Source organism: Micavibrio aeruginosavorus (genome assembly GCF_051245535.1).
GTDB lineage: Bacteria > Pseudomonadota > Alphaproteobacteria > Micavibrionales > Micavibrionaceae > Micavibrio > Micavibrio aeruginosavorus_D.
In genome coordinates this window covers 580,108-594,571 of the sequence record NZ_CP195303.1, presented here as the reverse complement: position 1 = coordinate 594,571, position 14,464 = coordinate 580,108, and the positions used below count along the sequence as shown (strand labels likewise).

Genomic DNA, 14,464 nt, shown 5'->3' with positions numbered 1-14,464 from the left:
CGCTTTATAAAGGCTCAGGCTCTGAGCCCGCCTTACCATCCCAAACATAATACTCTCCAGTTTTTTTATCTTTATAAATATTCACACTGCTGCCACCACGATCCTTCTTTGCCTCATGTGCATCTTTATATCCGTGATCCTTGGCCACCTTATTTGCTTCCTCATTAGACCCAATCTTCCCTAAGTCCTGTGCCTTTGGCCCATCATCGGACGCATCACCCGTTTCATTTAACAAGAGATATCCTGTATATGGACAACTCTGCCCAACCTTAGGCGTCGCTACCGACCTTGGAATTTTCTTAGCAAGTTCCTTAGCCGCCTTCTCCGCACCCTTGATCACCAGCCCCGCACATCGTGGGTTCCGTGCGCAAGCAGCAGCGGCGGCACCGGCGGCGGCCAATCCTTCCACCGCAACAGGAGCAAGGGGAGCAAGAAGAGGAGCAACCAATCCCTCCGGATCAGTATAAAGCAACGGATTAGCCCCCACATAGAGGAATGTATTCATACCCCCCTCTAACCCAATCGGATCGCTGCTGATATACCGCCCGATCTCCGGGCTATAGTAACGGTTCCAGTTATAGAACACTCCGGATTCCGCATCATAATACTGCCCCGGCATGCGCAGATTGACCGTGGCTGCACCGCTTGGTGCGCCGTTGCCAAACGCATCCGGTGCCCATGCCCAGACCTGTGATCCGCCTGTGTTTGTGCCGTACTTTGGTGTGCCCAGATGATCCGGGTGCAGATAGGTTAAGGTTTCCGGCGACCCGGTGTTGATTTGGGCCAACGGCGCATCATTTAGGTACACGTATTCACGGATTAACGCTCCGGCGTTGTCGTATTCACCATACAATAGCCCCCCCGCGCCATAAACATAGTGCGTGGTGTTGCCACCCGCGACCTTCTTCGTCCGCTGGTTTGAGGCGTTGTAGGTATAGGTTCCCACCGGACTGCTGCTGATCTCAACTTCAGCCAATCGTCCAGCATCATCCCACGTATATTCACGGGTGCCGTCATTCGTGATGTTACCAGAGGCATCATAGGTGTAGGCATTCGCACCAACAGCGGAGATTTTGTTGCTGGTCGTTGGAACGGTTGTGGTGGTCGTACCGCCCGCAACTTTGGTCAGGCGGTTGCTGACGCCGTCATAGGTGTAGGTGACCGCGCTTCCGGGATCTTCTTCATCCAGACGGTTCAGCGCGTCATAACCGTAATCCGTCGCACCGATCTGGATGATGTTGCCGTTATCATCCGTATCGTAGGTGTGGTTATAGATGGTCGATACAGTGCGGTTGGTTGGGTTGTAATCCTGATCGTAAATCGCGCTGAACGTCAGGCTGTTGCCATAGGTCATGGCGTTCAGCGGGCCGAACGGCAGATAGGTGATGGCGGTGGCCAGCGTTACGGGGCTGCCCGCGACGGGGGTTGTTACCGCATTCACCTGCGCGTTTGCATTCAGGCCATAGGTAATCACCCGACCGGATGGCAGGGTGATGCCCGTTACCACATCGGCAAGGTCGTAGGCATATTCCGTGGTAAAGTTTAATGCGCCGCGGGTTTCGGACGATTCAATAACGCGGCCCAGAAGGTCGTATTCATAGGCCGTTGTGCCGCTGGCGTCCGTTACGGAACACAGGCGCCCTGCCCCCAATGTGCAGGAATCATAGGTGAAGGTTGCATCGTTGGCGCTGTCGGTTGGGTATGTGACCGTTAGCACGCGGTTTAGTTTGTCGTAGGTGTAGTCTGTCACCTTGCTTCGCGCATCGGTGCGTTTGGTTAAATTGCCGGACAGGTCATATTCATAAGCAATCGAACCATAATCAGGGTTGACCTCTTCCGTCACTTCGCCAAAGGCGTTATAGACATACTCTGTTTCGTTATCCCGTGCGTCCGTCACGCTTTGCACATCATCCAGAGGATTATAGGCCGTGTCCGTTTCACCGGTTAAGGCATCCGTTAGCCGTACCAGACGTTGCAAGCCATCATAGCTGTATGTCGTCGCATTGGTGTTTGCGTCGGTATAGCTGGTCAGGTTGCTGTTCTTGTCATAGGCATAGATACTGGTCTGGCTGGCCGCGCCGATGCTCTGGATCAGGCGGGAGAGCTCATCATACGCTTTGTTATGAACGTATTTTAGGGTTGGTGTTGGGTCCTTGTACTCTTCTTTCGTGATATTGCCCGCATCGTCCAGTGTGTAGGTGATGGTGTTGCCGAGTGTATCCTCAACCCCCGTTAAACGTTGGGCTGTATCATACGTATAGGACAGTGTGACGCCGTTCGGCATTTCGATTTCTGTCACATTGCCGTTATTGTCATAGGTGTAGGTTGTTACGGCCTCTAACGCTGTGCCATCTGCTTCTGTCGAGGTTAATATACGCCCGACCGCATCATAGGTCAGCGATGTCACAGCGCCATTCGGTTCGGTTATGGTCGCAATACGTTTGGCGGCATCATAGGTATATGATGTTGTTTGCGCATAGGTTTCGCCATACGCCTCCGTAACAGTTTGAACCAACAGATTGCCATTATACGTATATTTCGTAATGGCTCCGTTCGGGTGCGTGATGGTGTCAACACGCCCAAGTACCGTGTTTCCACCGCCATCCGTGGTGTTTGAATAATAGGTGTATGTGGTGGGGCGCGTTTCCGAGTTGTTCAGGTCGGTCACAGAATAAGATGTTATGCGTCCATATACGTCGTAGTCATATATCGTTTGACGGTTATCCAGCGTTACGGATTCCGGTAAATTGAAAACAGAGTCGTAAGAGATGTTCGTGATTCGCTGATCTGCCCCTTCTTGATCTTCAATAATCTGAGTTACGAGCCCCCGATCATCGCGAACATAGGCCGTCGTATTTCCTTCCCAATCCGTTTTGCTCATCAGCCAGCCGTTGGCGTAATAGTTATAGTACCGGTTTGACGCGACACAGTTGGTCGAGGCATGCCCGTCCACCTGAACGATTCGGCGTAGATTGTTAATATTGGTGAAGTAGTAAGTTGTGTCTTTCCCTAGCGGATTGGTCGTGGTGACGCTTCCATCCACATTATAGGCGATTTCATACGTATCGACATCGCCAGCATGTTTGGAAAGAATGGCCCGTCCCTGTGCATCATAGGCATAGGTTGCATAACGCACCGCATTTTCATCGGTAATGCCTGTCATGGCATGTGGGAAATTTGTATCTTCGTAATGATATTCCCGTGTTTTGCTGTCCGGATTTTCAACCTCGATCAGATTGCCAGAGCCATCATAGGTGTACGTAAAATTCCCCTCCGGCGTTATAACCGTTGTGACTTTACTGCTGGTATAATCGAACTCCAGCGACCGGCCATTCTGGTCCGAAACCGTTTCCAGTAATCCACCCCCATCATATTCCAGATCCAGCGCGTCGGAACCGACATATTCAATACGAACAAGCCTCTTACTGCTGTTGTAAATTTCCCGCGTATTATCTGGCAGTGTGTAGGCATAACCCCCCGTAATGGTTTCAAATCTTGCCGTAATATCGGAATCATCCGCGATCCAATCGCTCCCGCTCAAGGTATAATGCGTTGTCGCACCTGTTCCATCCGTAATATCCGCAGCCGAACCACTGACATTCAGCGTCCGCGCATAATTATGCCGCCACCGCTCTCCAAACGTATTGTCCGTCCAGGTGCTGTCGCTGCGATACAGGCGAGTTAGTTTCAAACTGCCGCCATCGTAATCGATTTCGGTCTGTTTTTTATAACCCAGGTCGAAGTTGATAGGGTTCCCAACAGATGTTGACGGCGAATTTCCTGCCGAGCAATTGTCCAAAGCATCAACGCCGGATTTTGTTGGGTCGGATGCGACCGTTGGAGCCGGAGGCGTTGTTAATGTTACTGTGTACCCGCCACTATTCGAAGCTGACGATCCGGCAACAGCAAGCGTATACTGCCCTGTCGCGGGAAGTGTAACAGACGCAGTATTAAGCCTAGATGTCCAGAAGCTTCCATCCGGCTGATAAATAAGTAGCGATCTTGTATACGATCCAGTGCTAGCAATGGAGAGATTATTACTGGCCACGCCAGAGAATTTATAACTTTCAATGCCATTTACTTGCAGTGTTCCAGATCGCCCCTGCGCACTAATAAGAGTTCCCTCAGAAACGCTGTCATTTCCTCGCATATAGTCTAAACGATATGGGCCATCGTTTACTGTTGTATTTCCCCTTACAACAACCGTATACGTTCCGTCACTTGGGAGTGCCGTTGAATAACGATTGTTACCATATCCTAAATAACTGCCATTTGGATTATAAACCATGATTACAGGCGTATAAGAAGCCGCAGCAGCTAACTGAATTCCCTCTCCAGATTTTCCTGTTATCTGAAAACTTTCAAGACCATTTTCATCTAATGTTCCATTGTAGCTACGGCCACTCACTATGATTCCATTTGAAACAGCGTCCGATCCGCGGATATAATCTAGGCGATATGCCCCGCTGTTCGATGTCGTGTTGCCATAAAGAACAACTGTATACGTTCCTGTAACGGGAAGAGAATTTTCTGCAACCCTATGACTTGCCCCACCTAAATAACTTCCATCCGGCTTGTAGACGCGGATGATGGGACTATACGAAGCAGCCCCATAGAGCATAACGCCCTGACCGGACTCCCCATAAAACTGAAAACTCTCAAGCCCATTCTGGGCAAGGCTACCACTGTAACTTTCTCCACTGGATAAGCTTCCGTTTGAAACACTATCGGACCCTCTTACATAGGCTAAGCTATATGCCCCAGTGGCAGAAGGGCTAGTAGAAGTAATAACGACACTATATGTCCCTGTGTTTGGCAGCGAATTTATGAATACGCGGCCATTTCCGCCTGTAAGATAACTTCCATCAGGTTTATTAACAGCTATGTGGACACCATAAGCAGCCTCGGCGAAAAGCAATACGCCTTGCCCGGCAGTCCCGGAGAAACTTTGATTTGAATCTCCCCCCGGAGTCGATATGGACCCCGATGTAGTTGTGCCACTTGTAAGCGCATAAGCAGGAGCTGCAATAAAGAAGAACAAAGAAACTACAAAAGCAGCCAAAAAACGCTTCATTAAACAGACCCTGCTATGATGGTTATAATTTTTACAAACCGAAAATGTGGCACTCGGCGCACACGTCGCCAAGCCGTGCCTACATTGCCACCTCAACCATCGATTGTTCAATACGGAGAGCTAAATTAATCCACAGAGGATTGTTTATCGTAGCCTCACCATCTTTCTCATAACCTTGAATTGACGCCCATTCATCAGCACTGATGACCCCAATTGCAGCCATGAAATCTTTCGTAGTAACGTCGTAATCTTAGACCTTATCCGACGTACACCCGATAAGAGAGGCAAGAGACATAGCCGCCAAAGTTTGAACCTGGGTTCAAATCAACCCACCACCCTAACGCCCCTCAACGTAGTGAGGAACAACGCAACGCCCATTCTTGTCACGCCCCCAAAAGATCACGATCCGCCCCTTTTTCGGCAAAGCAGGCTTTTCCCCGCACCATTTTTTACTTTCGGCATATTCAGCCAAAATCTTTTCCTGAATCTCAGCCGCGTTCATTTGAATAATTTCACCAACACGGTCACAGCACAGAGCTTCAGATTAGCACATTGCCCTGCTCTCCTCGGGCGTCGCACAGCTTATGACTCGGGCGGTTATGCCGAGTTCGGCTGTGGCAGCAAAAGTACTTTGGGGGATGATGGAACAGGTGAGCAGGACAACGACAAATGCATACGTAAATCTAAAATTCTTTTTCATGGATAACGGCCTCTCCAGCGGTAAAAACAAAGTCGCCAGAGATGACCTCTGGCGACTGGGTGTTAAGAACCGCTATAGAAGTAACGGCGCGATAGCCTTTAGGCCGAAGCCTTGGACATACGCCATCGCCACCCAGTCATGAGACCGAGTGGCAAATCCGATGCTTTCTTTAAAGGAAAAGCACCAGTAACGGCTGATGCCAGCCGCTCCTATAAATGGGTTCTTAAGCCCAGTCCTGTTACAGACCAGAGGACAGTATAAACAACATGGTGATGAGTCAATGTTTTGCCGGAAATGTGAGTAAAACCAAGGGCTGCGAGCATATTGCCATAAACACACAGCAAGATTGGAACCCCTTGCGCACACCCATGCTTCCGATATCCTGATTACAGCCCTCGCGTTTTTAAAAAAAGCGACAGCGCTTAGAATCCCGTTTTCCTATAACCGAGACTGGGGGCATGATTGGGGGCACTGTATAATACTTGATAGAATTTATACTTTACGAATCAAATGACTACAAAATCAATTCTGATCCCGTAGGGGCCAATTCATAAAAAAAGCCCCCGGTTCGGGGGCTTTTTTATTGCGCACAATATTCATGTTCCTGTACCTAATACCACCAGTTGCAAATCAATTTATAAAAAACTGAACGGGGGCATGATGTTTCGATTTTATTCCTTGCTGATAATTTGCGGTTTTCTTGTAACGGGGTGCGCTGGTTCAGCCTATCAGCTTCCTCAAGTTTCAAATGCTGAAGTCCGTGCGATGGAAGAAAAGCTCGCACAGGAAAACAAACCGCTAAAAACCTACAAGCGCAGCGATAAACAATACAAAAACACCCTCGCCACAATCTCAAGCAAGCTGTCCAAAAGCGCCAAGCCATTGTGCGAGGACTCCGGCTACAAGGAGTGCCGTTTTAAGGTTACGTACAGCCCTGACGATACAGTCAACGCATATGCGAGCGAGGGTTACAAAATCACAATCCATAAAGGATTGTTACAATACCTGAAAAACAATGATGAAATGGCCGCCGTTGTCGCGCATGAGATGGGGCATCATTTAGCGCAACACAACGAAGAAACAATGCAAAATGCTGCCGCGGGTGCCGCGGTATCTGGCATATTAACCGCTGTTTTATTGGGTGCCGCAAACGCAAATAATCCAAATTACAACGCGTACCAACAACAGCAGGATCAACAAACAATCGAAGATATGATGAATGTTGGCTCCTATTTAGGAGTAATAAGTTATTCCAAAGAACAAGAGCGTGAGGCAGATCTTCTGGCCACCTACTTGCTATCCAGAGCTGGATATAATTTGAAGAGCGCACAAAACGTCATGGTTGTTCTGGCACAATTCGCAGGAGAAAAATCCCCGAGCCAGGCTGCTTTTCTTGATACACACCCAGCAGGAACGGAACGTGTTGTCGCATGGCAAAAGGCGATTGATGAAATTAAACAAAATCCATCAAAGCTGCCTTATCCAAAGCAAGACAACGCCCCGAAGAAAACAAGTGTGAAATAAGTCATCACACGATGGAATCATAATAAAAAGCCCCTGTTTCAGGGGCTTTTTATTATACATGTTTTTGCAAAGGACTGATTATCTAGGCGATAAGATTCCAAGCCGACCCATCTTAGAGAATGCCTGATCACATGTTTTGGACTGCTGCGCAATTTCGTTGAGATCGTATCGCACACCCGTTTGTTTGTGCACGACATAGTCCCGCTTCAAACCACCATACGCCCCCTTGCCGGGCTTGATGTATGTCAGCGTCAATCCATTCGCCGTCGCATTACAATTAAAAGGCCCCACGATTACCGATGTTGGCCCCGCGCTTCCCTGCGTCCGCGGCGAAGCCTTATTAGGGGCGCTTGACTCATCCTTTATGACACCAGCAAAAACAATTGTTAAAATGGTACCCAAAGCCAGCGCTTGAAAAAAACCCAGTCCTTCCTTTTCTGGCGGAGGCACGGGGGGCGTATTTTTATTCATTTCACGACGGAAACGCTCCTCCTCCTTGAGGCGGCGATCTACTTCAAGCGAAGACTTGTTGATAGAATGCATATTTGATTCAAAGGAACGCTGAGATGCGCGCGCCTGCTCTATGCGCTGCTCCTTGTCAAAGTTTGACCCCATGTAATCCTCCTGAATTTTTTAACTCTGCAGGCCTATCACACATTTTCCAGAATGTCAACTTTAGGTTATAATTAAGCCCCAGCCACATCCTCAATATGAAACTCCACGCTCTCCTTGCCCTGCCATTCGTTGATCTTTAAACGACCAAGAAGGTGGACAGTGCGGCCAGCACCGGAGAGAAGTGTTTGCCCAACCGGCGTGTTGGCGGCGCGGAAGGCCATGGCCTTCATGCGGGTGCCGCCGCCGTCGGAATCGACGATCAGGGTGCGGACGTGGTCGGCGCCGACCAGATCGGCGCTGAAAATTTTCACATCGGGCAACACGAACACGGGTTCGGGGTTGGCTTGGCCGAAGGGGCCGACTTGGGCCATGGTTTTCATCAGTGGCAGGTTGGCACCACGTACACTGAGAACGCCATCGACCATTGTTTCATTCACCACCACGCGGCCTGCGGCTTGGGCGGCGATGTGTTTGTAGAAGAAATCACGAAATGCCGGAATTTGGTCGGGCAGAATGGTAAAGCCCGCGGCCATGGCGTGGCCGCCGCCCTTTACAATCAGGTTTTCGTGGCGTGCGTCGATGAATGCGGCGGCGATGTTGATGCCGGGGACGGAGCGGCCAGAGCCGCGCCCCTCGAGCGCAACATCATGGCCGGGGGCGTAGGCGATCACGGCGGCGGGTTTTTTGTATTTTTCAACCAACCGTCCGGCGACCAGACCGTTCAGGCCGGGGTGCCAGCTTTCGTCACCGACCAGAATGGCGGGGTGTTGGTCGAGACCCAGATCGGCGACCATTTTCAAGGCCTGATCCATCATTTCGGCCTGCATGTCTTTGCGCTTGTCGTTGCAATCATTCAACGTCCACGCAATGTTTTTGGCCTCTTCCGCATCATCGGTGGAGAGCAGTTTTGCGCCCAGATCGGCCTTGTGAATCCGTCCGCCCGCATTGATACGGGGGCCGAGCATAAAGCCGCAGGTATAGGCATCGGGTGCGTTCTTCACCCCCGCTACCTGTAACAACGCGGCCAGGCCGGGATTGTTGGTGGTGGCCATTTTTTCAAGGCCGTATTTGACGAACAAGCGGTTCGGGCCATTCAACGGCACCATATCGCAGACGGTGCCGAGGGCGAGAATGTCGATCCAGTCTTTCAACGGCGCATCGCCGCGCGCACCGAAGAATCCACGTTCGCGCAAAACCTTGTTCATCGCAACGCAGGTCATGAACGCCACGCCGCAGGCGGCCAGCATGTCGTAACCGCTGTCATCATCACGGCGTTTCGGGTTGATGATGTGGTTGGCGACGGGCAGTTTGTCTTCCGCTTCGTGGTGGTCGAGGATCACGATGTCGAGGCCGAGATTGCGCCCCTGCTCCACCACGTCAAACGCGGTGGTGCCACAGTCGGCCATGATGACCAGATCGGCGCCGTTTTGTTTCAGGGTGTTCAGCGCGTTGATATTGGGGCCGTAGCCTTCCTTCATCCGGTCGGGGATGTAGAGTGGCGTATCCAGCCCGCAATGGCGGAAAAACCGCACCAGAATGGCGGTGGAGGTCGCCCCGTCCACGTCGAAATCGCCGAATACGGCGATTTTTCGCCCGTTGATAACCGCATCGGCCAGATCGTTGGCCAGCGCATCCATACCCTTGAGCCGGAATGGGTCCGGAAAATCGCGGGCGAGTTTGGGGGTCAGGAATTTTTCAACATCATCCGGCACCACCGACCGCGCGGCCAGAAGGCGCGCGACGATTTCGGGCAAGCCATGCCCCTGCACCATGCGCGCGACATCATCGCCATTGGCGGGGGAATACACCCACCGCGATTGCATGATGGACCGGTCGACGTTGAGGATGGTTTGAGGCATTTGTTTTTGTTCTTTCTCTATCTATCGTCACCCCGGCGCAGGCCGGGGTCCATACAATCTATCCTATGGATACCGGCCTTCGCCGGTATGACGATAAAAAAGGGTTAATACGCATCTTCTTTCCGATTAAAATTATGCGTCGATTCAATCTTGCGGATCGTGCCGGATTTGGAGCGCATGATGATGGAATGCGTCACCGCGCCGCCCGCGAAACGGCGCACGCCCTTCAGCATCGCGCCGTTGGTCACACCCGTTGCGGCGAACATGACGTTTTGCGGTTTGGCCAGTTCGTTCAATGTATAGATTTTTTTCAAATCGCGAATGCCGCATTTTTCCGCGCGGGAAATTTCGCCGTCATTGCGGAACACCAGACGGCCCAGCATTTGCCCGCCCGTGCATTGCAGGGCGGCGGCGGCCAGAACCCCTTCCGGGGCGCCCCCGGTGCCCATATAAATATCAATGCCGGTATCGGCATCGGTGGTGGCGATGACGCCGCTGACGTCACCATCTTGAATAAAGCTGATCCGCGCGCCGGTGGAGCGCACGGCGGCGATCATATCGGCATGGCGGGCACGATCGAGGATACAGACCTGCAAATCCGAAATCTGCGCGCCCTTGGCTTCGGCCAGTTTGCGCAGGATTTCCTGCGGCGGGGCATCCAGATCAAGGATGTCGGTCGGCAGGCCGGGACCGATGGCCATTTTTTCCATGTAGGTATCCGGCGCGTTCAGGAACCCACCCTTGTCCGCCAGTGCCATGACGGCCAGTGCGTTCGATCCGCCCTTGGCGGTAATCGTCGTGCCCTCCAACGGGTCGAGGGCGATATCGATTTCCGGGCCGATGCCCGCGCCCACCTGTTCGCCGATATAGAGCATGGGGGCTTCGTCCCGCTCGCCCTCGCCAATCACCACGGTGCCGCGCATGGACAAGCTGTTCAATGCCTCGCGCATGGCATCCACGGCGGCGGCATCCGCCGCCTTCTCATCCCCGCGCCCGACAAGGCGGGAGGCGGCCAGCGCGGCGGCCTCGGTCACGCGGATCGCCTCCAGCGCCAGATTGCGGTCCATTGCGAAAGCGTCGTTGGCAAGCGGTGTCGATGGTTTCATGGCGGTGGCGCTCATTCCTTTGGTCCCCTGTTTTTAGGATTATTGGCCCAGTTTAGGGCCCGAACGCCCCCGGATCAATGCGCAAAAATGGCGGATTTCCGCGCTATCCACCTCTCCTCTTGGCCTTATCACATTTTCTTGACATAACCACAGCGAAAGGATTACAAAGCGCACAGATTTAACGCCGTTTGAGGTGACACAATAGATGTCCAAAAACCCGTTTAACGTGGATAAGGCTCTGGCCCTGTTCAACACATTGGCTCCGTTTCTGGCCGATACATTCGGACGCAAAGAGCCGTATATCGTCGCCCTCCCCACCGATGCCGATTATGACGCCGCAAATGATGTTCTGCGTCACACCGAAGACCCAACCATCAAGGCCGCCTGCACGATGATCAATCGCGCCGGTCAAGGTCCCGTGAAATACAGCATGCTGACCCCCGGTCAAGATGACCGTGCCGGGTATGTTCGTTTTCAGCATCTCGATCTGGCGCAAGCCTTCCAATCCGCAATGCGCCATAAAATGACCACGAGTTCGTTGTACGAAATTGATGCGAACGGGGCGATGACGTCCCTGCGCATGGTTCACGAAAGCGGGGCCACACTGAACATGCGGGCAAAACGCCCGCGCCTGCAACAATAACAGGGAAAAGCCTGAAAAACCTGAACACACCCAACATTGACAACCACGGTAACAGAGGACCAAGACAATGCAAAAAGAAGCACAAAAATTCACCGCCTTGTTCAACACCATGAACGACGATTTCGTTAAACTGGCAAAAGACGGCATGCGCTTTGCCATTCCGCTGACCAGCAAAGACATGTTCAACGGCCTGTCCGCAGCGACGCAAAAAGCTCTGGGCCCGGTTGAAGCCATTCTGGCCGGTGTTGATGCGAAACTGCACTACGTCACCAAGGCACCGACCGCGGAAAAGCCGGGCTACATTGCCTTCAGCAACGAAGACCAAAGCATGGCCGTTTTGAAAGGCCTGCGCGCCACCGGTCACTGGACAGCGATGTTCGAAACCGTTGACCAGAACCGCTTTGCAATGACCGCCATCAACAGCGATGGCTCGTCCCGTTACAAATTCCTGCCGAAACTGGCACGATAATCAGTTCTGCGTTTATCGCGTAAAGAAAACAGGCCGCAGATTTTGCGGCCTGTTTTTTATTTAGACCTCAACCAGCTTCATCACACAGGGTGCCCCGGTGACCAGCGGTAATTTGGCGATGTCCGCACACGCGCCATCAATGTCGGATTGGCGTGATTCATGGGTGGTCAGAACGATGGACACCGGCTGGTCCGGGTTGCGGCCCCGTTGGATCATGGTTTCCACCGAAACATTATAATCACGCAGGATCGCCGACACGGCGGCCAGAACGCCGGGTTTGTCCAATACGGTCAAATGCAGGTAGAACCCGCTGATAATATCCGCCGGTCCCGCCCATGTGGCCGTGACCAGATCATCCACCGGAACACCAAAAGACGGGCCACGATCACCGCGCACCAGATCGATCAGGTCGGCCACAACGGCGGACGCCGTCGGCCCCTCGCCCGCACCGCGCCCGACCAACATTTCCTTGCCCATGAAATCGCCATCAACGAACACAGCGTTAAACACATCGTCCACAGCAGCCAGCGGGTGCCCCTCGGGAACCAGACAGGGCTCGACCGATTGCACGATCTTGCCATCATCCAACCGCCGGGCCACACCCAGCAATTTGATGCGATAGCCCAGTTCCGCCGCATGATCGATATCACCCGCCGTTACATGGCGAATACCGGCGATCTTCATAGCCGGAAAATCGGGTTTCACCCCGAAACCCAAAGCCGTCAGGATCGAGAGTTTATGCGCGGCATCAATACCATCAATGTCAAAGGTCGGGTCAGATTCGGCATAGCCTTTGGCCTGCGCCTCCTCCAACACATCGAGGAAATTGCGGCCCGTACGGCGCATTTCGGTCAGGATGTAGTTGCAGGTGCCATTCAAAATGCCATAGACGGCGTTCAGGCGGTTGCCCGCGAAGCTTTCACGCAGGGCCTTGATCACAGGAATACCGCCAGCGACAGCCGCTTCAAACTTCAACGGGGTTCCGGTTTGGTCGGACAGGCCCGCCAAACGCACGCCATGCGTCGCGATCAGAGCCTTGTTCGCCGTGACAACCGGCTTGCGGGCCTTCAATGCGGTTTCGACCAGGTTCAGCGCCGGGCCATCGGACCCGCCCATGACTTCAACCACCGCATCCAGACGCGGGTCGCCCGCCATGCGCGCGGGGTCATCGGTCCATTCATAAGCGGAAAGATCAACACCGCGATCGCGGTTTGGATCACGCGCACTGACCGCCAGAACTTCGATCTTGCGCCCGGCCCGCGCGGCGATCATGTCCGCATGGGTTTGCAGGATTTTAACAACACCCACGCCGACGGTCCCCAGACCAGCCAGACCAATCCGGAACGTTTCAGCGGACATAGCTATCTCCTTTATCGGGATCTCTGAATTTTGTCATCCCGGGCTTGACCCGGGATCCAGAGCCATTTGGACAGCTTTATCCTGTCTCTCTGGATCCCCGCTTTCGCGGGAATGACGTCAAAAGTGGTTAGCGCGGGCGGGTGATGATTTCAACGCGGCGGTTGTGGGCTTCGTCTGCGGCGCTGTTTTCAACAACGGCCGGATGCGTGTCGCCATAGGCCGTGGCCTTGACCACGTCCACCGGAACACCGTCACGGATCAGTTGTTTGGTGACCGCCATGGCCCGTTTCATCGACATGTCGAAGTTGATAATGCGGCTTTTCACCGGATCGGCGACATCGGTGCGCGTGCTGGCGTGACCGCCCACTTCAACCATGTAACCAGGTGTTTGTTCCAGATAACGCTGGGCCACGCTGCCCAGAACCTGACGCGTTGTTACGCTGAGCGCGGCGGAGCCGTGTTCAAAGTAAATGCGGGCCGGATTTCCGGCATAGGTTGGAATGCCACCAATGTCCGTTGGCATCGGCAATAACGGGCCACCGCGATGCTGGGCCTGCGTCGGGCGCGCACCCGGAACGTAGCCACCATCGGCAAACGGGAACACCGTAACCGACGGGTCCGTGCTGGATTGCAAACCGCTTGCGGTGTAACGCATATCCCCTGACATCTGCACCGACTGGCGCACCGGAACCGGCGCATCATCCAGCGTGTAGAGTTGAACCGAGCTGTTGGAATATTGGGCGGCCAGGCTGTTGTAATCCACGCGCGCCGGGGGCGTTGGCATGGTGATGTCAGGCTGGCTGACCGTATAGGCCGGATCGTTGAAACCGCCATTGAACGCCGTATCAAGATCACGGGCGAACTGGCCGCACGCCGCCATGGACAAGGCCAGAACGGACACGCAGGACAAAGTCAGAAGTTTAAACGGTTTCAAAGGGATATCCTCCGCGGAAGGGGCGGTAAAGTGTGATTCAAAATCGGGCCCTATGGTGGCCCGCGAATCCCGGCTTTTCAAGGGGTTCCGGGGCATGGGGGCCAAGTTTTCCCGTATGTTCCCGCATATTCCGTTCAAACCAGCGATTAAATCCGCAGAATTCTGCGTTATTTAACAATAA

General features: G+C 53.1%; 10 protein-coding genes. 4 read left to right on the top strand and 6 right to left on the bottom strand.

Features of this window, described 5'->3' with window-relative positions; genetic code table 11:
* Positions 1 to 4: 4 nt before the first annotated feature.
* Positions 5 to 4,150 carry an RHS repeat-associated core domain-containing protein gene (locus tag ACSC94_RS02905; protein ID WP_435642141.1) on the bottom strand — a complete coding sequence of 1,382 codons (4,146 nt, stop codon included), beginning with the start codon at positions 4,148 to 4,150 and terminating at the stop codon, positions 5 to 7.
* Positions 4,151 to 5,381: 1,231 nt separating this feature from the next.
* Between ACSC94_RS02905 and ACSC94_RS02900 the strand changes: the two genes are divergently transcribed.
* Both ACSC94_RS02900 and ACSC94_RS02895 read left to right on the top strand, forming a co-directional pair.
* Positions 5,382 to 5,780 (top strand): hypothetical protein, encoded by a 399-nt coding sequence (locus ACSC94_RS02900; protein WP_435641571.1) that lies wholly within the window; start codon positions 5,382 to 5,384, stop codon positions 5,778 to 5,780.
* Positions 5,781 to 6,431: 651 nt separating this feature from the next.
* Entirely contained in the window at positions 6,432 to 7,298 is an 867-nt protein-coding gene (locus ACSC94_RS02895; RefSeq protein WP_435641570.1) for a M48 family metallopeptidase, read from the top strand.
* Between the two features lie 78 nt (positions 7,299 to 7,376).
* Here ACSC94_RS02895 and ACSC94_RS02890 read toward each other — a convergent pair whose 3' ends face one another.
* The 3 genes from ACSC94_RS02890 to glpX all read right to left on the bottom strand — a co-directional run bounded on the left by ACSC94_RS02890 (position 7,377) and on the right by glpX (position 10,893).
* Positions 7,377 to 7,913: a hypothetical protein gene (locus tag ACSC94_RS02890; protein WP_435641569.1), complete on the bottom strand. Its 537-nt coding sequence runs from the start codon at positions 7,911 to 7,913 to the stop codon at positions 7,377 to 7,379.
* A gap of 71 nt (positions 7,914 to 7,984) precedes the next feature.
* Positions 7,985 to 9,772 carry a single-stranded-DNA-specific exonuclease RecJ gene (gene recJ / locus ACSC94_RS02885; RefSeq protein WP_435641568.1) on the bottom strand — a complete coding sequence of 596 codons (1,788 nt, stop codon included), beginning with the start codon at positions 9,770 to 9,772 and terminating at the stop codon, positions 7,985 to 7,987.
* A 104-nt stretch (positions 9,773 to 9,876) separates the two neighbouring features.
* Complete coding sequence (gene glpX / locus ACSC94_RS02880; RefSeq protein WP_435641567.1) at positions 9,877 to 10,893, bottom strand: class II fructose-bisphosphatase; 1,017 nt, start codon at positions 10,891 to 10,893, stop codon at positions 9,877 to 9,879.
* A gap of 190 nt (positions 10,894 to 11,083) precedes the next feature.
* Between glpX and ACSC94_RS02875 the strand changes: the two genes are divergently transcribed.
* Together ACSC94_RS02875 and ACSC94_RS02870 are read left to right on the top strand one after the other, a co-directional pair.
* The gene (locus ACSC94_RS02875; RefSeq protein ID WP_435641566.1) at positions 11,084 to 11,521 is read left to right on the top strand and encodes a hypothetical protein; all 438 of its coding nucleotides are present in this window, start codon (positions 11,084 to 11,086) and stop codon (positions 11,519 to 11,521) included.
* 67 nt (positions 11,522 to 11,588) lie between these two features.
* Positions 11,589 to 11,990 (top strand): hypothetical protein, encoded by a 402-nt coding sequence (locus tag ACSC94_RS02870; protein WP_435641565.1) that lies wholly within the window; start codon positions 11,589 to 11,591, stop codon positions 11,988 to 11,990.
* A 60-nt stretch (positions 11,991 to 12,050) separates the two neighbouring features.
* Here ACSC94_RS02870 and ACSC94_RS02865 read toward each other — a convergent pair whose 3' ends face one another.
* Together ACSC94_RS02865 and ACSC94_RS02860 are read right to left on the bottom strand one after the other, a co-directional pair.
* Positions 12,051 to 13,349, bottom strand: coding sequence for a homoserine dehydrogenase (locus tag ACSC94_RS02865; RefSeq protein WP_435641564.1), 1,299 nt, complete (start codon positions 13,347 to 13,349; stop codon positions 12,051 to 12,053).
* Between the two features lie 127 nt (positions 13,350 to 13,476).
* Positions 13,477 to 14,283 (bottom strand): OmpA family protein, encoded by an 807-nt coding sequence (locus ACSC94_RS02860; RefSeq protein WP_435641563.1) that lies wholly within the window; start codon positions 14,281 to 14,283, stop codon positions 13,477 to 13,479.
* Positions 14,284 to 14,464 lie beyond the last annotated feature (181 nt).